Annotated in this window: 21 protein-coding genes and 2 pseudogenes; 20 read left to right on the plus strand and 3 right to left on the minus strand. The window is 63.8% G+C overall.

Annotated elements, in window-relative coordinates; all coding sequences use genetic code 11:
* Positions 1-6: 6 nt before the first annotated feature.
* Complete coding sequence (locus JOH52_RS07550; protein ID WP_003530236.1) at positions 7-1212, minus strand: ROK family transcriptional regulator; 1206 nt, start codon at positions 1210-1212, stop codon at positions 7-9.
* A gap of 231 nt (positions 1213-1443) precedes the next feature.
* On the opposite strand from JOH52_RS07550, the gene JOH52_RS07555 reads away from it, so the two are divergent.
* The 17 genes from JOH52_RS07555 (at position 1444) to lpdA (ending at position 19942) form a co-directional block, all read left to right on the plus strand.
* Positions 1444-2748, plus strand: coding sequence for an ABC transporter substrate-binding protein (locus JOH52_RS07555; RefSeq protein WP_003530238.1), 1305 nt, complete (start codon positions 1444-1446; stop codon positions 2746-2748).
* A 77-nt stretch (positions 2749-2825) separates the two neighbouring features.
* Positions 2826-3764 carry a carbohydrate ABC transporter permease gene (locus JOH52_RS07560; RefSeq protein ID WP_003530241.1) on the plus strand — a complete coding sequence of 313 codons (939 nt, stop codon included), beginning with the start codon at positions 2826-2828 and terminating at the stop codon, positions 3762-3764.
* Positions 3757-4605, plus strand: a complete 849-nt coding sequence (locus JOH52_RS07565; protein ID WP_003530243.1) for a carbohydrate ABC transporter permease — start codon at positions 3757-3759, stop codon at positions 4603-4605. Before JOH52_RS07560 ends, JOH52_RS07565 begins: the two co-directional genes overlap by 8 nt.
* A gap of 36 nt (positions 4606-4641) precedes the next feature.
* Entirely contained in the window at positions 4642-5712 is a 1071-nt protein-coding gene (locus tag JOH52_RS07570) for an ABC transporter ATP-binding protein (protein ID WP_013844902.1), read from the plus strand.
* A 195-nt stretch (positions 5713-5907) separates the two neighbouring features.
* Complete coding sequence (locus JOH52_RS07575) at positions 5908-6447, plus strand: protease inhibitor Inh/omp19 family protein (protein ID WP_003530248.1); 540 nt, start codon at positions 5908-5910, stop codon at positions 6445-6447.
* A gap of 217 nt (positions 6448-6664) precedes the next feature.
* A complete protein-coding gene (locus JOH52_RS07580) occupies positions 6665-6943 on the plus strand; it encodes a type II toxin-antitoxin system RelE/ParE family toxin (protein ID WP_003530250.1) in 279 nt (92 codons plus the stop codon).
* Positions 6918-7217: a HigA family addiction module antitoxin gene (locus JOH52_RS07585; RefSeq protein ID WP_003530252.1), complete on the plus strand. Its 300-nt coding sequence runs from the start codon at positions 6918-6920 to the stop codon at positions 7215-7217. The genes JOH52_RS07580 and JOH52_RS07585 overlap by 26 nt, the downstream gene beginning before the upstream one ends.
* A gap of 41 nt (positions 7218-7258) precedes the next feature.
* The gene (zapE, locus tag JOH52_RS07590; protein WP_107010544.1) at positions 7259-8413 is read left to right on the plus strand and encodes a cell division protein ZapE; all 1155 of its coding nucleotides are present in this window, start codon (positions 7259-7261) and stop codon (positions 8411-8413) included.
* Between the two features lie 182 nt (positions 8414-8595).
* On the plus strand, positions 8596-9558 hold the full coding sequence (mdh, locus tag JOH52_RS07595) for a malate dehydrogenase (protein ID WP_003530257.1): 963 nt from the start codon (positions 8596-8598) through the stop codon (positions 9556-9558).
* A gap of 33 nt (positions 9559-9591) precedes the next feature.
* Positions 9592-10788, plus strand: coding sequence for an ADP-forming succinate--CoA ligase subunit beta (sucC, locus tag JOH52_RS07600; protein ID WP_003530260.1), 1197 nt, complete (start codon positions 9592-9594; stop codon positions 10786-10788).
* Between the two features lie 6 nt (positions 10789-10794).
* Positions 10795-11697: a succinate--CoA ligase subunit alpha gene (gene sucD / locus JOH52_RS07605; protein ID WP_003530262.1), complete on the plus strand. Its 903-nt coding sequence runs from the start codon at positions 10795-10797 to the stop codon at positions 11695-11697.
* A gap of 280 nt (positions 11698-11977) precedes the next feature.
* The gene (locus tag JOH52_RS07610; RefSeq protein WP_003530264.1) at positions 11978-14974 is read left to right on the plus strand and encodes a 2-oxoglutarate dehydrogenase E1 component; all 2997 of its coding nucleotides are present in this window, start codon (positions 11978-11980) and stop codon (positions 14972-14974) included.
* 122 nt (positions 14975-15096) lie between these two features.
* Positions 15097-16350, plus strand: a complete 1254-nt coding sequence (odhB, locus tag JOH52_RS07615; RefSeq protein WP_010970379.1) for a 2-oxoglutarate dehydrogenase complex dihydrolipoyllysine-residue succinyltransferase — start codon at positions 15097-15099, stop codon at positions 16348-16350.
* A 255-nt stretch (positions 16351-16605) separates the two neighbouring features.
* Positions 16606-17250, plus strand: coding sequence for a LysE family transporter (locus tag JOH52_RS07620; protein WP_003530269.1), 645 nt, complete (start codon positions 16606-16608; stop codon positions 17248-17250).
* The gene (locus tag JOH52_RS07625) at positions 17250-17750 is read left to right on the plus strand and encodes a hypothetical protein (RefSeq protein ID WP_010970378.1); all 501 of its coding nucleotides are present in this window, start codon (positions 17250-17252) and stop codon (positions 17748-17750) included. Before JOH52_RS07620 ends, JOH52_RS07625 begins: the two co-directional genes overlap by 1 nt.
* On the plus strand, positions 17747-18499 hold the full coding sequence (locus tag JOH52_RS07630) for an SDR family oxidoreductase (RefSeq protein WP_010970377.1): 753 nt from the start codon (positions 17747-17749) through the stop codon (positions 18497-18499). The genes JOH52_RS07625 and JOH52_RS07630 overlap by 4 nt, the downstream gene beginning before the upstream one ends.
* Positions 18500-18535: 36 nt before the next feature.
* Positions 18536-19942 (plus strand): dihydrolipoyl dehydrogenase, encoded by a 1407-nt coding sequence (gene lpdA / locus JOH52_RS07635; RefSeq protein WP_013844901.1) that lies wholly within the window; start codon positions 18536-18538, stop codon positions 19940-19942.
* Between the two features lie 205 nt (positions 19943-20147).
* Here the strand turns inward: lpdA and JOH52_RS07640 are convergent, their stop codons facing one another.
* Positions 20148-21224, minus strand: coding sequence for a TraB/GumN family protein (locus JOH52_RS07640; RefSeq protein ID WP_010970375.1), 1077 nt, complete (start codon positions 21222-21224; stop codon positions 20148-20150).
* A gap of 221 nt (positions 21225-21445) precedes the next feature.
* The gene (locus JOH52_RS07645; protein WP_162145490.1) at positions 21446-22381 is read right to left on the minus strand and encodes a tyrosine recombinase XerC; all 936 of its coding nucleotides are present in this window, start codon (positions 22379-22381) and stop codon (positions 21446-21448) included.
* Between the two features lie 177 nt (positions 22382-22558).
* Here JOH52_RS07645 and JOH52_RS07650 point away from each other — a divergent pair, with 177 nt between their 5' ends.
* The 3 genes and pseudogenes from JOH52_RS07650 to JOH52_RS36475 all read left to right on the plus strand — a co-directional run.
* Positions 22559-23482: a GNAT family N-acetyltransferase gene (locus JOH52_RS07650; RefSeq protein WP_003530281.1), complete on the plus strand. Its 924-nt coding sequence runs from the start codon at positions 22559-22561 to the stop codon at positions 23480-23482.
* 12 nt (positions 23483-23494) lie between these two features.
* Positions 23495-23797, plus strand: a pseudogene (locus JOH52_RS36470) (AAA family ATPase); the annotation flags it as partial.
* A 519-nt stretch (positions 23798-24316) separates the two neighbouring features.
* A pseudogene (locus tag JOH52_RS36475) lies at positions 24317-24628 on the plus strand (AAA family ATPase); the annotation flags it as partial.
* Between the last annotated feature and the right edge of the window lie 2 nt (positions 24629-24630).

A 24630-nucleotide genomic window follows, 5' to 3' on the forward strand; every position in this document is an offset into this window, starting at 1 on the left:
GGCGCATCAAAGCGCCGGCGCCGGTCCGGTCGTCCCCCAGGGGGACTCGTAGAGTTCGCAGAGCGCCACGACGGCCGCTCCCTGCGCCCAGGTCTCGTCGGCCGATTCGTCGAAGACGAGTTCGGCGACCGTCGAGATCGAGGGCGGGATCGCGTTCTGAAAGGATCGGCGGATGCTCTCCACGAAGACGGTGCCGAGCGACAGGCTCGAACCGACGATGACGACGCGCGGCGGTCCGAACAGCGTGACGATGTTGGCGACGGCGAGCCCGATCGCTTCTCCGGCCCGCGAGGCGGTCGCGATCAGCGCGTCGTCCTCGGCTGCGATCAGCGTCTGCGCATGCGTCATGCCCCGCCCGAGGCGTACCGCCTCGGCGAACCGCCCGTCCATCGGGTGTTCGCCGAGAATCGCGTTCTCCCCGGCGAGCGTCGAAAGGCGGACGGTGCGGCTCTCGCCGACCCCGAGCACGAGATCGCCCAGATTGTGGCTCAAGCCTCCGGCGCCTCGGAAAAGCTGGCCGCCATGCAGAACGCCGAGCCCGAGGGTCTGCTCCAGCGAGACGAGCACCATGTCGTCGAGGTCGCGGGCGCGCCCGAACCAGTGGTGCGCAAGCGTGATGGCGTGTGCGTCGCTCTCGACGATCGTCGCGACGTTGAGCCTGCTCGTCATCTCGCTTGCGAAATCGACGTCCGTTTCCCGGAAGATCGGGCTCGAGCGGACATGACCGGTGCGGTGTTCGACCACGCCCGGCAGGCCGATGCAGATAGAATCGATGTCGTCGAGCGAAAGGTCGGCGTCGACCACGCAGCGGCGCACGCCGTCCTCGATCAGATCGGCGATGACGGCGATCGGCTGGCGATCGACCCGGATCGGCAAAGTCAGGTCGGAGAGCACCTCGCCGCGGAAGTTGGTGACGGCGAAAACCATACGGTTGGCGGCGATCTTGGCGCCGACGACGCGAGCGGCCTCCGGGTCGAGCTCCAGCATGACGCGCGGCCGACCCCTTGCGGCCGCATTGCGGATATCGCCCTCGTGCCGGGTCAGGATGAGGCCGTCGTCAAGCAGCGACGCGGTGATCGCGGAAACGGTGGTCGTGGACAGTTCGGTGCGCTCGCTGATCTCGACGCGGGAAATAGGGCCGTGCCGGCGGATCGTATCGAGCACGTTGAAGCGATTTATCGCGCGCATCAGTTCGGGATCGGCGGTCTTCATCGGTCTGCAGGATGCTCGCGTGCTCGATTGGCTGGCTGGGCGGGGTCAAATCATTTAGCAGGAATACGAATTAAATAACGGGCAATTAGCGTCCCCTGTCAAGCGGAGCGCCCGAAATATTCGCGGCGGCTGTTGACATTTGTCGGCATCTCCTCTGAATTAATCCGCATCGGGGACAAAATGAAGAGGACGTTTTGCCCCCTTCTGAAGGAAATATGGGAGGAGAAAGATATGATGCTCGAACGTGGGTCGGCGCCTCCGCGCGCAACCAGACTTTCTGCGCTTGCTGCAGTAGCCGGCATGGCGCTTCTCTTCGATGCGAGCCACGCATCCGCCGATACGGTGGTCAAGTGGCTTCATCTGGAGACTGTGCCGGCCTATGTGAAGATGTGGGAGGACATCGCTGCAAAGTACGAATCGGAACATGCGGGCGTCGATATTCAGCTCCAGTTCCTGGAAAACGAGGCATTCAAGGCGAAGCTGCCGACGCTCCTGCAGTCGGACGACGCGCCTCACTTCTTCTATAGCTGGGGCGGCGGCGTGCTGAAACAGCAATCCGAGACCGGCGCGCTCATGGATCTGACGGAAGCGATGCGCGCCGATGGCGGAGCCTGGGAGAAGAGCTACAATCCGGCTGCGCTCAAGGGCTTCACCTTTGACGACAGAATTTATGCGGTTCCCTTCAAAATGGGAACGATCAGCTTCTTCTACAACAAGGAGCTCTTTCAGAAGGGCGGCGTCAAGGCCGAGGATATCAAGACCTGGGACGATTTCCTCACGGCGGTGAAGACGCTGAAGGAGGCCGGCATCACGCCGATCGCCGGCGGCGGCGGCGACAAGTGGCCGCTGCATTTCTACTGGAGCTATCTGGTGATGCGCAACGGCGGCCAGCAGGTCTTCGAGGATGCCAAGAACAACGAGGGCGAAGGCTTCCTGCAGCCGGCGATCATCAAGGCCGGCGAGCAGCTCGCCGAACTCGGCAAGCTCGAGCCGTTCCAGGGCGGCTATCTCGGAGCGAACTGGCCGCAGACGCTCGGCCTCTTCGGCGACGGCAAGGCGGCGATGATCCTGAGCTTCGAGAATACCGAAGCCACCCAGCGCGCCAATTCCGGCGACGGCAAGGGCCTCGCAGCCGAGAATATCGGCCGCTTTCCCTTCCCCGCCGTTGAGGGCGGGGCGGGTGCCGCCACCGACACGCTGGGCGGTCTCAACGGGTGGGCGGTAACCAAGAATGCTCCGCCCGAAGCGCTCGATTTCCTGCGCTACCTGACCAATGCGGAAAACGAACGGTTGATGGCGAGCGTCGGCATGATCGTCCCGGCGGCGGCAGGTGCCGAGGATGGCGTCACCAACCCGCTTGTGCGGGCTTCGGCCGACCAACTCGCAGCCTCGACCTGGCACCAGAATTATTTCGACCAGGATCTCGGCCCTTCCGTCGGCCGCGTCGTGAACGATGCTTCCGTCGAGATCGTCTCCGGACAGATGTCCTCGGAAGAAGGCGCCCGGATGATCCAGGACGCCCGCGAACTCGAATGAGTGCGTAAGCGGCGGCGGCGGGGACCCCGCCGCCCGGCCTTCCTTCGACCATTCGGAACGACCTTTGCGAGGACCAGATGACCGACGCGACTGCGACGATGACCGCGGTGCCGGCCACGGCAAGCCGCAAGAATGTGCGCTACAAGAGCCCGACCGTGCGCGGGCGCCTGCCGGTGCTCATCCTCTTCCTGCCGCCGGCCCTGCTGCTGTTCACGGTCTTCGTCATCCTGCCGATGGGAGAGGCGGCCTGGTACAGCCTCTATCGCTGGAACGGCTACGGAACCCCGACGCAGTTCGTGGGCCTGCGCAATTTCGAGGTGCTGTTCAACAATGCGGCCTTCTCGCGGGCGCTGATCAACAACGGCATCATCATTCTCGTTTCGGTGCTCCTGCAGATTCCGCTCGCCCTCTGGCTTGCGATGATGCTCGCGCACAGGATCGCCGGCGTCGTCGCCTTCCGGCTGATCTTCTTTCTGCCCTACGTGCTGGCGGATGTCGCGGCCGGGCTCATCTGGCGCTTCGTCTATGATGGCGACTACGGGCTTGTGGCGGCGATCGCCGGCTTCTTCGGCGTGGCCACCCCTTACGTGCTGGCCGACCGCAGCCTTGCCATCTATGCGGTGCTTGCCGTCATCATCTGGAAATATTTCGGATTCCACATGATGCTGTTCATCGCCGGCCTCCAGGCGGTCGACAGGAGCGTGCTCGAAGCTGCCGAGATCGACGGGGCGACCGGCTGGCAGAAATTCCGCTACGTGACCCTGCCGCTCCTCGGCTCGACCGTCAGGCTGTCGATCTTCTTCGCCGTCATCGGATCGCTGCAACTCTTCGATCTCGTCATGCCCCTCACCGGCGGCGGGCCGTCGAACTCGACGCAGACCATGGTGACCTTCCTCTACACCTACGGCGTCACCCGCATGCAGGTGGGGCTCGGAAGCGCGGTCGGCGTGGTCCTCTTCGTCATCTGCGTCACCCTCGCCTTCGGCTACAAACGGATATTCATGCGCCATGACTGACACGACTTCTTCCGTTCGCATGACCGCAGCCACCCGCCTCTATCTCTATGTGTCGCTGTCGCTGGTGGCGATGCTGGTCTTGCTGCCCCTGGTGACCACGGCGCTCGGCGGCTTCAAGTCGCTCGGCGACCTGCGCGTCAATCCTTTCGGCCTGCCTTCCGAATGGCTGTGGTCGAACTATCTCGATATCCTTTTCGGCGACCGCTACTGGCGGCAGATGCTGAACTCGCTGTTCATCGCGGCCATAACCGTGGTGCTGACCGTCATCGTTTCGGCCATGGCCGCCTTCACCTTCGCCCATGTCAGGTTCTTCGGCTCGAACCATTTGCTGAACTACTTCCTGATCGGGCTCATGTTCCCGGCGGCAACGGCGATCCTGCCGCTCTTCATCCGCATCCGCGATCTCGGTCTGCTCGATACCTATTGGGGCGTGATCCTGCCTCAGGTGGCCTTCGGCCTCGGCATGAGCATCCTGCTTTTCCGCAATTATTTCCGTAACCTGCCGGAAGAACTCTTCCAGGCCGCCTTCGTCGACGGCTGCGGCTACATCCGCTTCTTCTGGTACATTTCCCTGCCGCTTTCGCGCCCCATCGTCTCGACGGTCGGCATCATCACCTTCGTGCATAGCTGGAACAGCTACATCCTGCCGCTGATCATGCTGAACACGGAGGCGAAATATCCCTGGCCACTCGGCATCATGGTCTATCGCGGCGAGTTCGGCACCGATTGGCAGCTCGTGCTCGCCTTCATCACGCTGACGATCCTGCCGACGGTGATCGTCTTCTTTCTCGCCCAGAAGCACATCATCGCAGGCCTCACGGCCGGCGCGGTGAAATCCTGAGCCCTTCCCTGACGCATCGTTCCAAGGAGAAAGCATATGGCATCGGTCGAACTCAGGGACATCCGCAAGAGCTACGCTGCGCTCGAGGTGGTCCACGGCGTGTCTCTCTCGATCGCGGAGGGCGAATTCATCGCGCTCGTCGGTCCCTCCGGCTGCGGCAAATCCACGTTGCTGCGCATGATCGCCGGATTGGAAGAGATCAGCGACGGCGAGGTGCTGATCGGCGGCAAGGTGGTCAATCCGCTGACGCCGCGCGAGCGCAACATCGCCATGGTCTTCCAGTCCTACGCGCTCTACCCGCACATGTCGGTCGCCGAGAACATGGGCTTCAACCTCAAGCTCTCCGGTCTCTCCCGTCCCGAGATCGACAAAAAGGTGGGCGAGGCGGCGCGCATGCTGGCGCTGACGGAGCTTCTCGATCGCAAGCCGAGTCAGCTTTCCGGCGGCCAGCGCCAGCGCGTCGCCATGGGACGGGCGATCGTCCGCGATCCGGCCGTCTTCCTGTTCGACGAACCGCTCTCCAATCTGGATGCCAAGCTCCGGGTACAGATGCGCACCGAGATCAAGGCCTTGCACCAGAAGGTCGCCACCACCTCGATCTACGTGACTCACGACCAGATCGAGGCGATGACGCTCGCCGACCGCATCGTCGTCTTGAACGGCGGCAGGATCGAGCAGGTGGGCACACCGCTGGAGCTCTATCGCACCCCGGCCAACCTCTTCGTGGCGGGTTTCATCGGTTCGCCGGCCATGAACGTGCTCGACGGAACGGTCGATGCCGATGACGGGGAGCCGGCGGTGCGCCTCGGCGACGGGTCGGCGATCCGCATCGCGCCCGAGCGCAAGGTGCGGCCCGGGCAGGCGGTCCGGATCGGTCTGCGCCCGGAACATTTCGTCGCAGGCGGGGAGGGCAATGCCATTGCCGGCCAGACGCTGCTGGTCGAGCCGACCGGTGCCCAGACGCATGTGCTCTTCGAATTCGCCGGCGAACAGATAACCGCCGTCGTCGACGGCGATCACCCGGCCCGCCACGGATCCCTCTTCAGGGCGGCGATGGACCGCAGCCAGGTCTATGTCTTCGACCGGCAGACGGGCGCGGCACTCTGAGCATCGCGCCCGGCCGCCCGCCGGGGCGGGCCCGTGTCCGTGTGAAGGCACATGCGAGCGAATTCGTCGGGCGTCTCAATCCTGCAACTGCCGGGCGCGAAATGGCTTGCCTTGATTTGAAAGGTGGTTTTGCTGTAATTCGGCCTATATTATCGCGTTGCGTTATGGTTCGCGGACAATATCGGGGGTAAAGATATGCGGGTTTCACATGCGGCGGCCGGGTTGGCGGTTGTACTTGCGCTAACCGGATGCCAGCGGACGTCCTTCGGTGGTTTCGGATCTCAGGATGTTTCTCGCGCTCCCGCTCCCCTGCAGGCGCAGCCCGTACCCTCCGTCTCGGCGGGGCAGCTGCCGCCTCCGGCCGGGGCGTCGCAGTTCCCGGCCGCACCGACGACAGGCACCGCAGCGCCCGGCGCTGCTGCCGGCACGGAAGTGGCCGCAGCCACCAATGCGCTCGACGTGACGAAGGAATCGATGGTCGGCAACTGGCGCGTTTCGAGTGCCGGCAGCTCCTGCGACATGTTCCTGACGCTCACCAATCTCGGCAGCGGTTCGCGCGGCGGCACGCGCGGCTGCGCCGGCGAGCTGACGGCCATGGGGTCGTGGGAAGTGGCGGGCAAGCAGGTCGTGCTCAAGGATCGCAGCGGCAATCCGATCGCCCGGCTCTACAAGACGGCCGATGCGCGCTTCGACGGCTCGACCAATGGCGGGCAGCCGGTCAGCCTCAGCCGCTAGGGCGGAGGAGAAGTGTGTGCGGTTTCGCCCGCATCCCGCATCTCAACTTGCAGGAATCGATCACGTTCATGATTTTAGGTCGATCCGACCTAAAATCATCGTGATTAGCGCTGCTTGAGCTAGCTGTGCGTGGGCTTTCCGCCCGCGTTGCCTCATCCGATAACGTTCTCGAACCCCTCTGTTGCGCTCTCCATGTGCAGCGTGTTACGTATCGCGTATGATTCAAAGCTTCGGGAACAAGGAGACTGAAGCAGTGTTCAAGCGGCAGCGAACGCGCCGCTTTGGCGCGTTTCAGAAACCCGCTCTCGTGAAGCTTCTCATGCTTCACGCGGCTACGCGCATCGAGGATTTGCGTGTTCCGCCCGGCAATCGGCTGGAAGCGCTGAAAGGTGATCGGGCGGGGCAGTATTCGATCCGCATTAACCAGCAATGGCGGATTTGCTTCCGCTTCGAGAACGGAGACGCCTACGATGTCGAAATCAGCGACTATCATTGATCCTATCATGCCCGGCGAAATCCTCGCCAGCGAGTTTCTCGAGCCGATGAATATCAGCGCCCGCAAGCTGGCGGGTCATATCGGCGTTCCGGCGAACCGGATCACCGAGATCATCAAGGGACGCCGGAGCATTACCGGCGATACGGCTCTGCGGCTTTCCAAGGCCTTTGGTACGACGCCGGAATTCTGGATCAATCTCCAAAGCCATTATGAACTGGAACGCGCGCGTGATGCCGCAGGTGATCTGAGCATTTCTCCGCTTCACGCCGCATGATGGACCAGAGCCGCAAAACCACGAAACGATAGAAGCGCATCGTGCTCAATCCTGACGACAGCATTCTTCACAAGCTCGAGGCGCTCGTTGCCGCCGGCGAACGGCAGCGTGACCCCGCTCAATTCGCAATCGCAAGAAGGCTCGACAGCCTGACGGCAAATCTCCTGGCAAGCCGCCCCTCGCGCAAGACCAATGCGCTCGGCTGGCTCTTTGCGGCGCGCAAGAAGGACCAGCCGCCGGTCAAGGGCCTCTATATCCACGGCGGCGTCGGGCGCGGCAAGACCATGCTGATGGACATGTTCTTCGATGCGGTGCCGATCCAGCGCAAGCGCCGCGCCCATTTCCACGAATTCATGGCCGATGTGCATGAGCGCATCTACAGGCACCGGCAGAAGCTCAAGAACGGCGAGACGAAGCAGGCCGATCCGATCCCGCCCGTCGCTTCCGATCTCTTCGGCGAAGCGCGGCTTCTGTGTTTCGACGAGTTCACCGTCACCGACATTGCCGATGCGATGATCCTGGCGCGGCTCTTCGGCGAACTGTTCGCCAAGGGCTGCGTGCTTGTCGCGACCTCAAACGTCGAGCCGGACAATCTCTATCGCGACGGCCTCAATCGCGGTCTCTTCCTGCCGTTCATCGATCTCCTGAAGGCGAATGCCGAGATAATCTCGCTCGATACGGAAACGGATTATCGCCTGGGCAAGACCGATGGCGCGCCCGTGTGGCTGTCGCCGCTCGGGCCCGAAACGGAAGCCGCCATGGATCGTGCCTGGTATCGGGAGACGAGCGGAGCGCCGGCCGCCTCGGCCGAGATCGGCCGCAAGGGGCGGACGATCCGCGTGCCGGCGGCGGCCGGCCGGGCCGCGCGGTTCACCTTTGCCGACCTGTGCGCGCAGCCGCTCGGTGCCGCCGACTATCTTGCGATCGTCGCGCAGTACAGCACCATCTTCCTCGACCATGTTCCGCATCTCGGGCCGCACCTGCGCAACGAGACGAAGCGCTTCATCATTCTTGTCGATGCCCTCTACGACCAGGGCGCCCGCCTGTTCGCCTCGGCTGCCGCGCAACCGCAGCATCTGCTGACCGCCAGGAAGGGCACCGAAGGCTTCGAATTCGACCGTACGGTTTCGCGTCTGATCGAGATGCAAAGCCAGGAATATGCCGCGGCTCACCCGCAAAATTCAGCGGCGGAATGACGGTCCGGCGACATCAGTTCTTACGTTTACGTAAGAATTTTACGATCTAACCGATTGAAATTGCTCTGCCAAAAAGTATCGATTGATATTTTTCCCTTTGCCGTTTAAGGGCTTTCGCGAAGGTTTGGCGTTTGCCGCGTTTCAGGCCTTGATCATTTTGGGATCACAAAGGAAGCACTTTCATGGCGCGCAACAAGATCGCACTTATCGGTTCGGGGATGATTGGTGGCACGCTGGCGCATCTCGCCGGCCTGAAGGAACTGGGCGACATCGTCCTCTTCGACATTGCCGACGGCATTCCCCAGGGCAAGGGTCTCGACATCGCGCAGTCCTCCCCGGTCGAGGGCTTCGATGCATCGCTGACCGGTGCGAGCGACTATTCCGCGATCGAGGGCGCCGACGTCTGCATCGTCACCGCCGGCGTGCCGCGCAAGCCCGGCATGAGCCGCGACGATCTGCTCGGCATCAACCTCAAGGTCATGGAACAGGTCGGCGCCGGCATCAAGAAATACGCTCCGAACGCCTTCGTCATCTGCATCACCAACCCGCTCGACGCCATGGTCTGGGCGCTGCAGAAGTTCTCCGGCCTGCCGAAGAACAAGGTCGTCGGCATGGCCGGCGTGCTCGACTCTTCGCGCTTCCGGCTCTTCCTCGCCGAAGAGTTCAACGTCTCTGTCAAGGACATCACCGCTTTCGTGCTCGGCGGCCATGGCGACACCATGGTGCCGCTCGCGCGTTATTCGACGGTTGCCGGCATCCCGCTGCCCGACCTGATCCAGATGGGTTGGACCACCAAGGAAAAGCTCGACCAGATCATTCAGCGCACCCGTGACGGCGGCGCCGAGATCGTCGGCTTGCTCAAGACCGGCTCGGCCTATTATGCGCCGGCCGCCTCGGCGATCGAAATGGCCGAAGCCTATCTCAAGGACAAGAAGCGCGTGCTGCCCTGCGCCGCTCATCTCTCCGGCCAGTATGGCGTCAAGGACATGTATGTCGGCGTGCCCACCGTGATCGGTGCCGGCGGCATCGAGCGCATCATCGAGATCGACCTCAACAAGGGCGAGAAGGAAGCCTTCGACAAGTCGGTTGCGGCCGTCGCCGGCCTTTGCGAAGCCTGCATCAACATCGCACCCAGCCTGAAGTAACCGCCATCCGGCCTATCAGACAGGAAAGAACCCATGAACATCCATGAATACCAGGCCAAGGCTCTGTTGAAGAGCTATGGCGCGCCGGTCGCGGAAGGCGTCGCGATCTTCTCCGCCGACGAGGCCGAGGCGGCCGCGAAGAAGCTGCCGGGGCCGCTTTACGTGGTGAAGAGCCAGATCCACGCCGGCGGCCGCGGCAAGGGCAAGTTCAAGGAACTCGGCCCCGATGCGAAGGGCGGCGTGCGCCTGGCCAAGTCGGTGGACGAGGTCGTCGCCAATGCCAAGGACATGCTCGGCAACACGCTGGTGACCAAGCAGACCGGTCCGGCCGGCAAGCAGGTCAACCGCCTCTATATCGAGGACGGCGCCGATATCGACCGCGAGCTCTATCTCTCGATCCTCGTCGATCGCTCCGTCGGCCAGGTGGCCTTCGTCGTTTCGACCGAGGGCGGCATGGATATCGAAGCGGTCGCCGAACATACGCCGGAGAAGATCGTCACCGTTGCGATCGATCCGGAAAAGGGTGTGACCGCAGAGAATCTGAAGACGCTGGCCGACGCGCTGAAGCTCGAAGGCGAAGCGCGTGCCGACGCCGAGAAGCTCTTCCCGATCCTCTACAAGGCATTCGTCGAAAAGGACATGAGCCTGCTCGAGGTCAATCCGCTGATCGTCATGACGAACGGCCGGATGCGCGTCCTCGACGCCAAGGTCTCCTTCGACGGCAATGCGCTCTTCCGCCATGAGGACGTGGTCGCGCTGCGCGACACGACGGAAGAGGACGACAAGGAAATCGAGGCGTCGAAATACGACCTCGCCTATGTCGCCCTGGACGGCAATATCGGCTGTATGGTCAACGGCGCCGGTCTTGCCATGGCGACGATGGACATCATCAAGCTCTACGGCGCCGAGCCCGCGAACTTCCTCGATGTCGGCGGCGGCGCCTCGAAGGAAAAGGTCACCCAGGCCTTCAAGATCATCACGGCCGATCCGGCGGTGAAGGGCATCCTCGTCAACATCTTCGGCGGCATCATGAAATGCGATGTCATCGCCGAGGGCGTGCTCGCAGCGGTCAAGGAAGTCGGCCTCAAGGTGCCGCTCGTCGTGCGCCTGGAAGGCACCAATGTCGAGCTCGGCAAGAAGATCATCAATGAATCGGGCCTCAACGTGATTTCCGCCGATGATCTGGACGACGCCGCCCAGAAGATCGTTGCAGCCGTGAAGGGAGCCTGAGGTTTCATGTCCATCCTGATCAACAAAGACACCAAGGTTCTCGTTCAGGGCCTGACCGGCAAGACCGGTACCTTCCACACCGAGCAGGCACTCGCCTATAACGGCACCAAGATGGTCGGCGGCATCCACCCGAAGAAGGGCGGCGAGACCTGGACCGGCGCCAAGGGCGAGCAACTGCCGATCTTCGCTACCGTTGCCGAAGGGCGCGACGCGACCGGCGCCAACGCTTCCGTGATCTATGTCCCGCCGGCCGGTGCCGCCGCGGCGATCATCGAGGCCATCGACGCCGAAATCCCGCTCATCGTCTGCATCACCGAGGGCATTCCCGTTGCCGATATGGTGAAGGTCAAGGCCCGGCTCGAAAAGTCCTCTTCGCGCCTCATCGGCCCGAACTGCCCGGGCGTGCTGACGCCCGACGAATGCAAGATCGGCATCATGCCGGGCAACATCTTCCGCAAGGGCTCGGTCGGCGTGCTTTCGCGCTCCGGCACGCTGACCTACGAGGCGGTGTTCCAGACGACCAATGAAGGCCTCGGCCAGACGACGGCAGTCGGCATCGGCGGCGACCCGGTCAAGGGCACCGAGTTCATCGACGTGCTGGAAATGTTCCTCGCAGACGACGAGACCAAGTCGATCATCATGATCGGCGAGATCGGCGGCTCGGCCGAAGAGGAAGCGGCGCAGTTCCTGAAAGACGAGGCAAAGCGCGGCCGCAAGAAGCCGATGGTCGGCTTCATCGCGGGCCGTACCGCGCCTCCCGGCCGCACCATGGGCCATGCCGGCGCCGTCATCTCCGGCGGCAAGGGCGGTGCGGAAGACAAGATCGCGGCTATGGAATCGGCCGGGATCCGCGTCTCGCCTTCGCCCGCACGCCTCGGCAAGACGCTGGTCGAAGTCCTGAAGGGCTGACGAACGATCCTGCGGCGCCCGCGCGTCCTGTCGGACGCATAAAGGTCGCCGTGGCACTTTGCAGCGGGGCGGCAGACCATGCCGCCCCATTGGAGCCACGAAAGATACGATGATGAGCGTCAAGTCCGGTGCAGATGGCGAACAGCCGGAACCGGGCCGACGCAGCCGGAGCGACGCGCCTGACCGTTGAAAGGCGCCGATCCGGCAGAAGGCAAACATGACCGGGACAACCCGGCACACCAACTTAAGTCAGGAGGCGGGCTGAAGTCCGCGATAGACCATGACAAGGCAAGAGGCCAACGAGCAATTCCAGCTCACATCCTTTCTGGACGGCGCCAATGCCGCCTATATCGAGCAGCTCCATGCGCGCTACGAAGCGGACCCCTCATCCGTTTCGGCCGAGTGGCAGTCCTTCTTCAAGGCGCTTGCCGACCGGCCCGAAGATGTGGTGAGGGCGGCCAAGGGCGCCTCCTGGAAGAAGCAGAACTGGCCGATTCCCGCCAATGGCGAACTCGTCTCGGCCCTCGACGGCGACTGGGGCACGGTCGAAAAGGTCATCGAAAAGAAGGTGAAGGCGAAGGCAGAGGAAGCCGCAGCCGTTGCCGGCGTGGCGCTCAGCGAGGCCGAGGTGCATCAGTCGACGCGCGATTCCGTCCGCGCCATCATGATGATCCGCGCCTATCGCATGCGCGGCCACCTGCACGCCAAGCTCGACCCGCTCGGCCTTGCCGATCCGGTCGAGGATTACGACGAACTCTCCCCGAAGACCTACGGCTTCGAAGAGAAGGACTACGACCGCAAGATCTTCATAGACAACGTGCTCGGCCTCGAATATGCGACCGTGCGCGAGATGGTCGAGATCCTCGAACGGACCTATTGTTCGACGATCGGCGTCGAATTCATGCATATGTCCAACCCGGAAGAGAAGGGCTGGATACAGGAACGCATCGAAGGGCCGGACAAGGGCGTCGAATTCACCCCCGAGGGCAAGAAGGCGATCCTGCAGAAGCTCATCGAGGCGGAAGGCTTCGAGCAGTTCATCGACGTCAAGTACAAGGGCACCAAGCGCTTCGGCGTCGACGGCGGCGAATCGCTGATCCCGGCGCTCGAGCAGATCATCAAGCGCGGCGGCCAGCTCGGCCTCAAGGAGATCGTGCTGGGCATGGCGCATCGCGGCCGCCTCAACGTTCTCTCGCAGGTGATGGCCAAGCCGCACCGCGCCATCTTCCACGAGTTCAAGGGCGGCTCCTACACGCCCGATGACGTGGAAGGCTCCGGCGACGTCAAGTATCACCTGGGCGCTTCCTCGGACCGCGAGTTCGACGGCAACAAGGTCCACCTGTCGCTGACGGCAAACCCGTCGCATCTCGAGATCGTCAATCCGGTCGTCATGGGCAAGGCGCGCGCCAAGCAGGACCAGATGGCGACCGTATTCGAAGGCGACATCATTCCGCTGCGCGAACGCGTCAAGGTCATGCCGTTGATCCTGCACGGCGACGCGGCATTTGCCGGCCAGGGCGTGGTCGCCGAAATTCTCGGCCTCTCCGGCCTGCGCGGGCATCGTGTCGGCGGCACGGTGCACTTCATCATCAACAACCAGATCGGTTTCACCACGAACCCGGCCTTCTCGCGTTCCTCGCCCTATCCGTCGGACGTGGCGAAGATGATCGAGGCGCCGATCTTCCACGTGAACGGTGACGATCCGGAAGCGGTCGTCTATGCGGCCAAGGTCGCGACCGAATTCCGGATGAAGTTCCACAAGCCGGTGGTCATCGACATGTTCTGCTACCGCCGCTTCGGTCACAACGAGGGCGACGAGCCGGCGTTCACGCAGCCGAAGATGTACAAGGCGATCCGTGCGCACAAGACCGTCGTCCAGCTCTATTCGGACCGGCTGATCGCCGAGGGCCTGATCAGCGAAGGCGAAGTCGAGAAGATGAAGGCCGATTGGCGCGCCCATCTCGAACAGGAATTCGAGGCGGGTCAGTCCTACAAGCCGAACAAGGCCGACTGGCTCGACGGCGCCTGGTCGGGCCTGCGCACGGCCGACAACCAGGATGAGCAGCGCCGCGGGCGGACCTCGGTGCCGATGAAGCAGTTGAAGGAGGTCGGCCGCAAGTTGTCCGAAATTCCGGCCGGCTTCAGCGCGCACCGCACCATCCAGCGCTTCATGGAAAACCGCGCCAATATGATCCAGACCGGCGAGGGCATCGACTGGGCGATGGCGGAAGCGCTCGCCTTCGGTACGCTCGTCACCGAGGGCACCAAGATCCGCCTCTCCGGTCAGGATTGCGAGCGCGGCACCTTCTCGCAGCGCCATTCGGTTCTCTACGATCAGGAGACCGAAGAGCGATACATTCCGCTCGCCAACCTGTCGCCGACCCAGGCACGCTACGAGGTCATCAATTCGATGCTCTCGGAAGAGGCGGTGCTCGGCTTCGAATACGGCTATTCGCTCGCCCGCCCGAACGCCCTGACGCTCTGGGAAGCCCAGTTCGGCGACTTCGCCAACGGCGCGCAGGTGGTCTTCGACCAGTTCATCTCGTCGGGCGAGCGCAAGTGGCTGCGCATGTCGGGCCTCGTCTGCCTGCTGCCGCACGGCTACGAGGGCCAGGGGCCGGAGCATTCCTCCGCCCGGCTGGAACGCTTCCTGCAGCTTTGCGCGGAAGACAACATGCAGGTCGCCAACGTCACGACCCCGGCGAACTATTTCCACATCCTGCGCCGTCAGGTGAAGCGCGATTTCCGCAAGCCGCTGATCCTGATGACGCCGAAGTCGCTGCTGCGTCACAAGCGGGCGGTCTCGAGCCTGTCGGAAATGGCCGGCGAGAGCTCCTTCCATCGTCTCCTCTGGGACGATGCCGAGGTTATCAAGGACGGTCCGATCAAGCTGCAGAAGGATTCGAAGATCCGTCGCGTCGTCATGTGCTCGGGCAAGGTCTATTACGACCTTCTGGAGGAGCGCGAGAAGCGCGGCATCGACGACATCTACCTGCTGCGCGTTGAACAGCTCTATCCGTTCCCGGCCAAGGCGCTCATCAACGAGCTCAGCCGCTTCCGCAACGCGGAGATGGTCTGGTGCCAGGAAGAGCCGAAGAACATGGGCGCCTGGTCGTTCATCGATCCCTATCTGGAGTGGGTTCTTGCCCATATCGATGCCAAGTACCAGCGGGTGCGCTATACCGGCCGTCCGGCCGCCGCTTCCCCGGCGACGGGCCTGATGTCCAAGCATCTGGCACAGCTTGCCGCCTTCCTCGAGGATGCGCTGGGGGGCTGACGAAGCCCCTCACGGTCTGCCGATCGCTGGAGCACTTCCAGGAAAGTGCGTAGCGGTTTTCCGTCCGGGAGCGCGTAACTCAAAGAGCTAGAAACAGAAATCTGATCAACGGAACAAAACTCATGGCAACAGAAATCCGCGTTCCCACCCTTGGCGAATCCGTCAGCGAAGCGACCGTCGGCACCTGGTTCAAGAAGGTCGGCGACGCGATCAAGGCCGACGAGCCGATCCTCGAGCTCGAGACCGACAAGGTGACGATCGAAGTTCCGGCCCCGGCCGCCGGCACGCTCAGCGAAATCGTCGCGCAGGCGGGCGAAACCGTGGGTCTCGGCGCGCTGCTCGGGCAGATCGCCGAGGGCGCGGGTGCTGCCGCCGCTGCGCCGGCTGCGGCCGAGAAGAAGCCTGAACCTGCTGCCGCCACCGCTGCTCCGGCTGCGGCCGCACAGCCGGCCGCCGCTGCCGCGACGCAGACGTCCACGTCGATGCCGCCGGCCCCGGCCGCCGCCAAGCTCATCGCCGAGAACAATCTTTCCGCCGATCAGATCGACGGCTCGGGCAAGCGCGGCCAGGTGTTGAAGGGTGACGTGCTCGCGGCCGTCGCCAAGGGCATTTCGGCTCCGGCTGCAGCCGAACCGGCCAAGGTCCAGGCCCGCGCGCCGGCGCCGGCGGAAGATGCCGCCCGCGAAGAGCGCGTGAAGATGACCCGCCTGCGCCAGACGATCGCCCGGCGTTTGAAGGACGCGCAGAACACCGCGGCTATGCTCACCACCTATAACGAGGTGGACATGAGCGCCGTCATGAGCCTGCGCTCGAAGTACAAGGACATCTTCGAGAAGAAGCACGGCGTGAAGCTCGGCTTCATGGGCTTCTTCACCAAGGCCGTGACGCATGCGCTGAAGGAGTTGCCGGCTGTCAACGCCGAGGTCGACGGCACCGAGATCATCTACAAGAACTTCTGCCACGTCGGCGTCGCCGTCGGCACCGACAAGGGTCTCGTCGTGCCGGTCGTGCGCGATGCCGACCAGATGTCGATCGCCGAGATCGAGAAGGAAATCGGCCGTCTCGGAAAGGCAGCGCGCGACGGTACGCTGTCCATGGCCGACATGCAGGGCGGCACCTTCACCATCTCCAACGGCGGCGTCTACGGTTCGCTGATGTCCTCGCCGATCCTCAACGCTCCGCAATCGGGCATCCTCGGCATGCACAAGATCCAGGACCGCCCGGTCGCGATCGGCGGTCAGGTCGTCATCCGCCCGATGATGTATCTGGCGCTCTCCTACGATCACCGCATCGTCGACGGCAAGGAAGCGGTGACCTTCCTCGTGCGCGTCAAGGAAAGCCTCGAGGATCCGGAACGCCTGGTGCTGGATCTCTAGATCACGGTGATTTTAGGTCGGGTCGACTCAAAGTCATGAGACGCGGGATGCGGGCGGAAAACCGCACACGCTTTTCCTCATCCCGCTCCAGGGAATGGCGGGGGCCGCGTGCCCCCGTTTCCATCTCCACCGATGCCCGTGCCGGGACGCGCGTCTGACGGGCATCGACAGCCACGGAACCAGAGGTTAGGTTTCGGGGGCACGCTATGCGCGCATCCCGGACAGTTTGGGCATCGTAAGCACCGGTCGCAAAACATGATGAGCTATCTGATCGAACTCGCTTCGCTAATGGCGATCTTCACCTTCGCCATCGTTTCGCCCGGCGCCGACCTCGCCATGGTGCTGCGCCAATCGCTGGTGCACGGCCGCCGCGCGGCGGTCATCACCTCCTTCGGCATCGGCGCGTCGCTGATGTTCCACGTGACCTACACCATTCTCGGCCTCGGGCTGATCATCTCGCAGTCGATCTACCTCTTCAACATCGTCAAATGGTGCGGCGTCGCCTACCTGATCTACATCGGCATCAAGGCCCTTCGCGCCGGCCAGACGGAGATCGCGGTCGAAGAAGCGGCCGAGTCCGGCGAAGCCCGCCGGCAGCAGTCGGCGCTGAAGGCCTTCGGGCTCGGCTTTGCCGCCAACGCGCTCAATCCCAAGGCGGTCTTCTTCTTCCTGTCGATCTTTTCGACGGTCGTCAGCGCCCATACGCCGATGACGGTCAAATTCGGCTATGGCTTCGTCATGGCGAGCGCGCTGATCCTTTGGTTCGTCGGGGTCAGCCTGTTCATGACGACGCCGCGGATGCGGGCGGCCTTCACACGTGCGAGCAAATGGATCGACCGGGCGAGCGGCATGGTCTTCATCGCGCTCGGACTGAAGCTGGCGACGGAAAAGGCCGCGTGATGATCTGCGGCCGCAACGTTCTTTTCGCTTCGCTTATGCTTTCGGCAGCACCGGCGCTTGCGGACGAGTGCACCCAGGCGCAGGCGGTCTATGCCGATCCGGCCGGAACCTATGAGCTGCACTTCGAGCCCGTCGGATCGGAGGCGGCAGTCACCAGCAATCACTTCAAGGTCAGGATCGGGGACACCGGGGTTTTGCTCGATGGCGTCGTGATGCAGTCGGGCGAACCACTGCGGGCGAACGGGATCGTCATGAACGATTGCCCGACCGGCGACGTGACCGGCGCGGAACTCGAGGCCTGCACCGTCTGGCAGGGCCCGATCTATGCGGTCGACAAGGCCGGCCAGATCGGACTGCTTCAGCCGGAGGACGCGCCCGCAGCCGATCGGATCCTGCTTCCGGATTTCGGACCGTCGCTGCGCGAATCGAGCGCCTGGGGCGAAGGCAAGGGTACCACCGACAGTTCCGATGTCTTCCAGTTCAAGGGGTGTGGATCATGAGCGACGGACCCGTGCTTCTCGTCACCGGGGGCAGCCGCGGCATCGGCGCCGCGGTCGCGCTTGCCGCGGCCAGCGAAGGCTGGAGGGTCGCCGTCAACTATGCGTCCAATCGCGATGCGGCCGAGGACGTGGTCCGCCGCATCGCGGAAGCCGGCGGCACGGCCGTTTCCGTCGAGGGCAACGTGGGCAGGGAAGAGGGCGTGAGGGCGATCTTTGCCGCTGTCGACACCGCCTTCGGCCGTCTCGACGGCCTCGTCAACAATGCCGGGATCATCGGTCCGCCGCAGCGCGTAGACGAGGTTTCGCCCGAGCGGATCGAGCAGTTGTTCCGCGTCAACGTGACGGGCTCCATCCGTTGCGCCGCCGAGGCGGTGCTGCGAATGTCGGCGCGCCACGGCGGGCGGGGCGGTTCGATCGTCAATCTCTCCTCCATCGCCGCCGTGCTCGGTGCGCCCGGGCAATATGTCGACTACGCCGCCACGAAGGGCGCGATCGACAGCTTCACGGTCGGACTGGCGCGTGAAGTCGCCACCGAGGGCATACGCGTGAACGCGGTCAGGCCCGGCATCATCGATACGGAAATTCATGCCTCCGGCGGGCTGCCCGACCGCGCCCGCGACCTCGCACCCACGATCCCGATTCAGCGGCCCGGAACGGCCGGTGAGGTTGCCGATGCAATTCTCTATCTCCTGTCCGACAAGGCGACTTACGTGACGGGAACCATTCTCACCGTCAGCGGCGGGCGGTAGCCCTCCCAAGACTGTCCTCCCAAGAAGGATTATCAAATGGCCTATGATCTCATCGTTATCGGAAGCGGCCCCGGCGGCTATGTCTGCGCCATCAAGGCGGCGCAGCTCGGCATGAAGGTTGCCGTGGTCGAGAAGCGCAGCACCTATGGCGGCACATGCCTGAATGTCGGCTGCATCCCCTCCAAGGCGCTGCTGCATGCTTCCGAAATGTTCCATCAGGCTCAGCACGGCCTGGAGGCGCTGGGTGTGGAGGTCGCAAACCCGAAGCTCAACCTTCAGAAGATGATGGCCCACAAGGACGCAACCGTTAAGTCCAACGTCGACGGCGTCTCCTTCCTCTTCAAGAAGAACAAGATCGATGGCTTCCAGGGCACCGGCAAGGTTCTCGGCCAGGGCAAGGTCTCGGTCACGAACGAAAAGGGTGAGGAGCAGGTGCTCGAGGCGAAGAACGTCGTCATCGCCACCGGCTCGGATGTCGCCGGCATCCCGGGCGTGGAGGTCGCGTTCGACGAAAAGACCATCGTCTCCTCGACCGGGGCGCTCGCGCTCGAAAAGGTCCCCGCGAGCATGATCGTCGTCGGCGGCGGCGTCATCGGCCTCGAGCTCGGCTCGGTCTGGGCGCGCCTCGGCGCCAAGGTGACCGTGGTCGAATTCCTCGACACGATTCTCGGCGGCATGGACGGCGAAGTCGCCAAGCAGCTTCAGCGGATGCTGACCAAGCAGGGCATCGACTTCAAGCTCGGCGCCAAGGTGACGGGCGTCGTGAAATCGGGCGACGGTGCCAAGGTCACCTTCGAGCCCGTTAAGGGCGGCGAGGCCACTACGCTCGATGCCGAAGTCGTGCTCATCGCTACCGGACGCAAGCCCTCGACGGACGGCTTGGGTCTCGCCAAGGCGGGCGTCGTCCTCGATTCGCGTGGCCGCGTGGAGATCGACCGGCATTTTCAGACGAGCATTGCCGGCGTCTACGCGATCGGCGACGTGGTGCGTGGGCCGATGCTGGCGCACAAGGCCGAGGATGAAGGTGTCGCCGTGGCGGAGATCATCGCAGGTCAGGCCGGCCACGTGAACTACGACGTCATTCCGGGCGTCGTCTACACCCAGCCCGAGGTCGCCTCCGTCGGCAAGACCGAGGAAGAGCTGAAGGCTGCGGGCGTCGCCTACAAGATCGGCAAGTTCCCCTTCACCGCCAATGGCCGCGCCCGCGCCATGCTTCAGACGGACGGTTTCGTGAAGATTCTCGCGGACAAGGAGACCGACCGCGTGCTCGGCGGCCACATCATCGGCTTCGGCGCCGGCGAAATGATCCACGAGATCGCGGTGCTGATGGAGTTCGGCGGATCGTCGGAGGACCTCGGGCGCACCTGCCACGCCCATCCGACGATGTCGGAGGCGGTAAAGGAAGCGGCGCTTTCCACCTTCTTCAAGCCGATCCACATGTGATTATGGGAGGGCGGCGCTGCCCCTCATCCGCCTGCCGGCTCCTTCTCCCCGCAGGCGGGGAGAAGGGACAAGCGGCGCCAACTGAACCCCGCATTCACCGCCCGCCCGAGGGAGCGAGCGGGCGCGGCATATCCCTTCGCCCCGCTCGCGGGGAGAAGGTGCCGGCAGGCGGATGAGGGGCATTCTCACCGCATCGACCGGCCGATCATTCCACCCGCGTTACCGTGAACCCCTGCTGACGCAGGAGTTCGACGAGGCCTTCCCTGCCGGGAAGGTGGAGCGCGCCGACGGCCATGAAGGCGCCGCCGCCCTTCAGGAGGGGCGCGGCGCGATCTGCCATGATCCTGTTGCGATCGATGATGATGCGCTGCTCGAATTCGGCGTAGCCGGCGTCGTCGGACGACAGCCCGGCGGAGACGAGTTTCATCATCGGCATGATCGTGCCCGTCTCGCCGGAGAGGTAGAGATCGGTGGTCGTCGTCATCACGTCGTCCATCGTCTTGCCGAGAGCAAGCGTTTCGATCAGCGCCTTGAGATGCAACTCGACCGGCAGCGAATCCATCGCCGATAGCTGCTCGACCAGCGTTTCGAGCCCCTTGAGCGTCTTGCCCTCCTTCACCGCGTCCTCGGCGAGCTTCTTGTCGAGGAAGGAGGCACCGGCCGCCTTGCGCGAGAATTCGCAGGCCGGCAGGGCCACGAAGCTGGCGATCATCCAGGGCTTCATCTTGGTGACGAGCGGCAGGGGGATGCCGCGCGCCTTGAGGCCGTTTTCGAGAAGCGCGCGGTCCTCCGGCTTCAGGAAGTCGTTGATCGTCTTGTCGCCGGTGAACATGGTCAGTTCGGGCTGCATCATGATCGCAGCGGTTGCCCTGTTCTGGTCGACGATCTCGTCGGACTCGACGATCACGGTCTCAGCCCTTGCGAAGGCTTCCGTCGCGCCGCCGGGCATCGCCAGTACGCGAGGATCGGTGACATGCATGGTGCCGAGCAGGAAGGAGGGCGCCTGTCCGTGGCCTTCGATTTTCCAAAGCAGGCCCTTTCCGTTGGGCACCGCCGCCGCTTCCGCGCGCAGCGCCGCCAGGCGGGCCGGGTCCGAGAGTTCGAGGCCGGTCAAGATGTTGCTGCCGGCGCAATCGACTTCTTCCGCGCGTGCATCCGACACATAAAGCAGGGCGGCAAGGAGGCTTGCTGCCGTCAGTGCATTCAACATCGCGATCAGCCACAGCAGGCCGTCTGCCGCCTTGGCCGCCAGATCGCGGACCGGTCCGGTGAAAGTGTTCATGGGTGCCCCCCGCATTTAGAGCATGTCAGCGATTCATTGAAACGCAGATGCGCTCTAACTCTTTGAAGCTGCGCACTTCCGGACGGAAAACCGCTGCACACTTTTCCTGGAAGCGCTCTGGCGGAACCCTACTCCCCCGCGGTCACGGGTTCCTTAACGCGCTTGGTTAACCGTCAAGCACGTCGGATTTTGGGCACGTCGGATTTTGGGCGCGTCGGATTTTAGGCGCGCGGGTGGGCACGGTCGTAGATTTCCAGGAGCCGCGCCGAATCGACGCCGGTATAGACCTGCGTCGTCGACAGGCTGGCATGGCCGAGCAGTTCCTGGATGGTGCGGAGATCCCCTCCGCCTGCCAGAAGATGCGTCGCGAAAGAGTGGCGCAGCGCGTGCGGCGTCGCCGAATCCGGCAGGCCGAGTGCGGCGCGCAGCTTCTGCATCTCGCGCTGGATGATCGCCGGCTGGAGCTTCGCGCCGCGAGCGCCGCGGAAAATCGGCTCTTCGGGCTCGATATGGTAGGGGCAGAGCTTCCGATAGGTCTCGACCGCTTCCGCGGCGGCCGCGATCATCGGCACGATCCGTGTCTTGCCGCCCTTTCCGGTGACCCTGAGCGACGTGACCGGTCCTGAGAAATCGGCAGGGGTCAGGTCCAGCGCCTCCGCTATCCGCAGGCCGCAGCCATAGAGCAATGTCAGCACTGCGGCGTTGCGCGCCGCGATCCAGGGTTCCTCGGCCAGTTGCGCGTCCGCCGTGACGACCTTCAGGGCCTCCCGGTCGGTCAATGCCTTGGGGAGGGACTTCGGCTGCTTCGGGGACCGAACCGCCCCTGCGCCCGCCGCATTGGCGAGCCCGTTTCTCTCGAGATAGCGCAGGAAGGAACGCAGACCTGCCAGCCCGCGGCCGAGCGTGCGCGCGCCGGCCCCGCCCTTGCGGCGCTGCGCCAGGAAGCCGCGCAGATCCGCGGGACGCAGGGCGCAAATATCCGAGAGCCGCGGCGGCCCCGCGAGGTGCCCGGTCAGGAACGTCAGGAACTGCCGCGTGTCGCGCTCATAGGCGTCGACCGTCTTTTCGGACAACCGGCGTTCCTCGGCGAGGCTCGCAAGCCAGCGCCTTCGTTCCGCCATCACTTCCGGATGGCCTATCGCAAGAAGTTCGTTCATCATCGGGCCCGGCGGTTTCATCAGCGCGGTGAGCTCGCTGATCCAGGCTCGGAGCATCGCATCGGGCGTGTTATGTTTTTGCTAACGTGCTGAAGTTTGCTGCGGCGGCCCCTTGGAATTTGTCATTGTTCGATCATATTGAACTGCAATGTTCGGCCAGCAACAGCGGATGGGACAATGTCGAGACGTGATTCGGCGAGCGCTCTGGCGCATTTTGCAGAGGCGGTTGCGCTGGTCTCGCAAGGGCGTCCCGGCCATATCGTCGATACGCTGATAGCGGAGCGCGGCCAGAAGATCGTCCGCCATCCCCTGTGGCCTGCAATGCGGCCCTTTCTCTACACGCTGCTCAACTACCGCAAGGCGATCGAGTTCGCCAATGCCGTCGCCAATATGCCGGGCTTCCAGGCCTTCGAGCATCTGAGTTCGCTTCTCGATCTCGAGATCCGCGCCGACAAGCCGGAGCGTATTCCCGAGAAGGGCGGGTTCCTGCTCGTCAGCAACCACCCGACGGGGATCGCCGACGGCATCGCCGTCTTCGATCTCCTGAAGAGCCGGCGGCCGGACATGATGTTCTTTGCGAACCGCGACGCGATCCGCGTCAATCCGCGTTTCGTCGAGATGGTCATCCCGGTCGAATGGCGGGAGGAGTACAAGTCGAAGCTGAAGGCGCGCGAAACGCTGCAGGTCACGAACAGGGCAATCGAGGAGGGCAAGGCGACCGTGCTCTTCCCCTCCGGCCGCATCGCCTATTGGGCCGAGGGACGCCTCAACGAGCGTCCCTGGAAGAGCTCGGCGGTCGGCTTCGCACGCAAATACGGCCTGCCGATCCTGCCGGTGCATATGAGCGCGCGCAATTCCGGCCTCTTCTACTGGTTCGCCAAATGGTCGACGGAACTGCGCGACATGACGGTGTTCCACGAACTCCTGAACAAGAAGGGCGACCGCTTCGACTTCCGGATCGGCAATCTCATTCCGGCGGACGCGCTCGACGGCGATCCGATGGAAGTGACACGTGCGCTGGAACGTCATACGGTACACGCACTGGCTGCCGACAGCGACGCGGCGTTCGAGCTGTCTGCCAGGGCGGTTGTAGCGGGCTAAGCCGTCACCATGATGCTTCGCTCGATGTTCGCCGAGAACTACCGGTCGCTGCGCTCGATCCGTATGGATTTGGCCGGCGTCAATCTGTTCATCGGAGAGAACGGCGTCGGGAAGTCCAACCTCTATCGTGCCCTGCAGCTGGTTCAGGCTGCCGTGCGAGGCCATCTCGCCCGCGAGATCGCCGAAGAAGGCGGCATGGTGTCCGCTATCTGGAGCGGCCCGCAACGCGTCGGCAAGCCGGCGCGTATTCGCCTGGACGCCGAACTGATCGACGAGGAGCGAGCGATCACCTTCCGCTACCGGATCGAGGCGGGGTTCCGCCCGCCAAAAGCGGCGGCGGGTTTCGCTCATGAGCCGCAGGTCAAGGAGGAGGAGCTCACGATCGAGACGGGCCGGCGCCCGGTTCCGGTGATGAAGCGTATCGGCCCCGGTATCTTCGTGCGCGGAGAGGGTGGCCGGATGGTGGACTATCCGGAACAGGCGATGACATCGGAAACGGCCATTTCGTTGCTCGGCGATGCCGGCCACTATCCGGAGATCGGGGACTTCCGCCGGGCGGTCGACCAATGGCGGTTCTTTCACGGCTTTCGCACCGACCGCGAATCGCCGCTGCGAATGCCCTGTCTCGCGATCACCGCGCCGCTGCTGGACGAGACCGGCTTCAACATGGCCGCCGTCTTCGCGACGCTTCGGCACACGAGACAGGATACGGTCGATCTCGATCGCGCGATTGCCGACGCCTTTGCAGGCGCCCGTCTCGCGGTTCCTGAACCTGGTCAATACGCCGATTTCTCCTTGGTCTTTCCTGACTTTCCGCACCGGTTGTTTTCGCCCCGCGAGCTTTCGGACGGGCAGATGCGCTTCCTGGCGCTGGCGGCTGCGCTTTTATCCTATCGCCGTCCCAGGTTCATCGCGCTGAACGAACCGGAGACCAGTCTTCATCCCGATATGCTGCCGGCCCTGGCCGCCATGGTCGCCAGCGCCGCGCGCGAAAGCCAGATATGGATCGTCACCCATTCCGAAAGACTGGCGGCACTCGTTCAGGAGCGGTGCGGCGTCCGGCCCCGCCGGGTGATCCGCAGGGACGGGGCCACCTGGATCGAGGGTATGCGGCTTACCGGCATGATCGACGAGGAAGACGAATAAGG

This window comes from Sinorhizobium meliloti, from assembly GCF_017876815.1.
GTDB lineage: Bacteria > Pseudomonadota > Alphaproteobacteria > Rhizobiales > Rhizobiaceae > Sinorhizobium > Sinorhizobium meliloti.

Bases quoted from the DNA above. Each gene is read 5' to 3' on its own strand.
- JOH52_RS07550 (WP_003530236.1), bottom strand. From the start codon at position 1,212: ATGAAGACCGCCGATCCCGAACTGATGCGCGCGATAAATCGCTTCAAC.
- JOH52_RS07555 (WP_003530238.1), top strand. From the start codon at position 1,444: ATGATGCTCGAACGTGGGTCGGCGCCTCCGCGCGCAACCAGACTTTCT.
- JOH52_RS07560 (WP_003530241.1), top strand. From the start codon at position 2,826: ATGACCGACGCGACTGCGACGATGACCGCGGTGCCGGCCACGGCAAGC.
- JOH52_RS07565 (WP_003530243.1), top strand. From the start codon at position 3,757: ATGACTGACACGACTTCTTCCGTTCGCATGACCGCAGCCACCCGCCTC.
- JOH52_RS07570 (WP_013844902.1), top strand. From the start codon at position 4,642: ATGGCATCGGTCGAACTCAGGGACATCCGCAAGAGCTACGCTGCGCTC.
- JOH52_RS07575 (WP_003530248.1), top strand. From the start codon at position 5,908: ATGCGGGTTTCACATGCGGCGGCCGGGTTGGCGGTTGTACTTGCGCTA.
- JOH52_RS07580 (WP_003530250.1), top strand. From the start codon at position 6,665: ATGATTCAAAGCTTCGGGAACAAGGAGACTGAAGCAGTGTTCAAGCGG.
- JOH52_RS07585 (WP_003530252.1), top strand. From the start codon at position 6,918: ATGTCGAAATCAGCGACTATCATTGATCCTATCATGCCCGGCGAAATC.
- mdh (WP_003530257.1), top strand. From the start codon at position 8,596: ATGGCGCGCAACAAGATCGCACTTATCGGTTCGGGGATGATTGGTGGC.
- sucC (WP_003530260.1), top strand. From the start codon at position 9,592: ATGAACATCCATGAATACCAGGCCAAGGCTCTGTTGAAGAGCTATGGC.
- sucD (WP_003530262.1), top strand. From the start codon at position 10,795: ATGTCCATCCTGATCAACAAAGACACCAAGGTTCTCGTTCAGGGCCTG.
- JOH52_RS07610 (WP_003530264.1), top strand. From the start codon at position 11,978: ATGACAAGGCAAGAGGCCAACGAGCAATTCCAGCTCACATCCTTTCTG.
- odhB (WP_010970379.1), top strand. From the start codon at position 15,097: ATGGCAACAGAAATCCGCGTTCCCACCCTTGGCGAATCCGTCAGCGAA.
- JOH52_RS07620 (WP_003530269.1), top strand. From the start codon at position 16,606: ATGATGAGCTATCTGATCGAACTCGCTTCGCTAATGGCGATCTTCACC.
- JOH52_RS07625 (WP_010970378.1), top strand. From the start codon at position 17,250: ATGATCTGCGGCCGCAACGTTCTTTTCGCTTCGCTTATGCTTTCGGCA.
- JOH52_RS07630 (WP_010970377.1), top strand. From the start codon at position 17,747: ATGAGCGACGGACCCGTGCTTCTCGTCACCGGGGGCAGCCGCGGCATC.
- lpdA (WP_013844901.1), top strand. From the start codon at position 18,536: ATGGCCTATGATCTCATCGTTATCGGAAGCGGCCCCGGCGGCTATGTC.
- JOH52_RS07640 (WP_010970375.1), bottom strand. From the start codon at position 21,224: ATGAACACTTTCACCGGACCGGTCCGCGATCTGGCGGCCAAGGCGGCA.
- JOH52_RS07645 (WP_162145490.1), bottom strand. From the start codon at position 22,381: ATGAACGAACTTCTTGCGATAGGCCATCCGGAAGTGATGGCGGAACGA.
- JOH52_RS07650 (WP_003530281.1), top strand. From the start codon at position 22,559: ATGTCGAGACGTGATTCGGCGAGCGCTCTGGCGCATTTTGCAGAGGCG.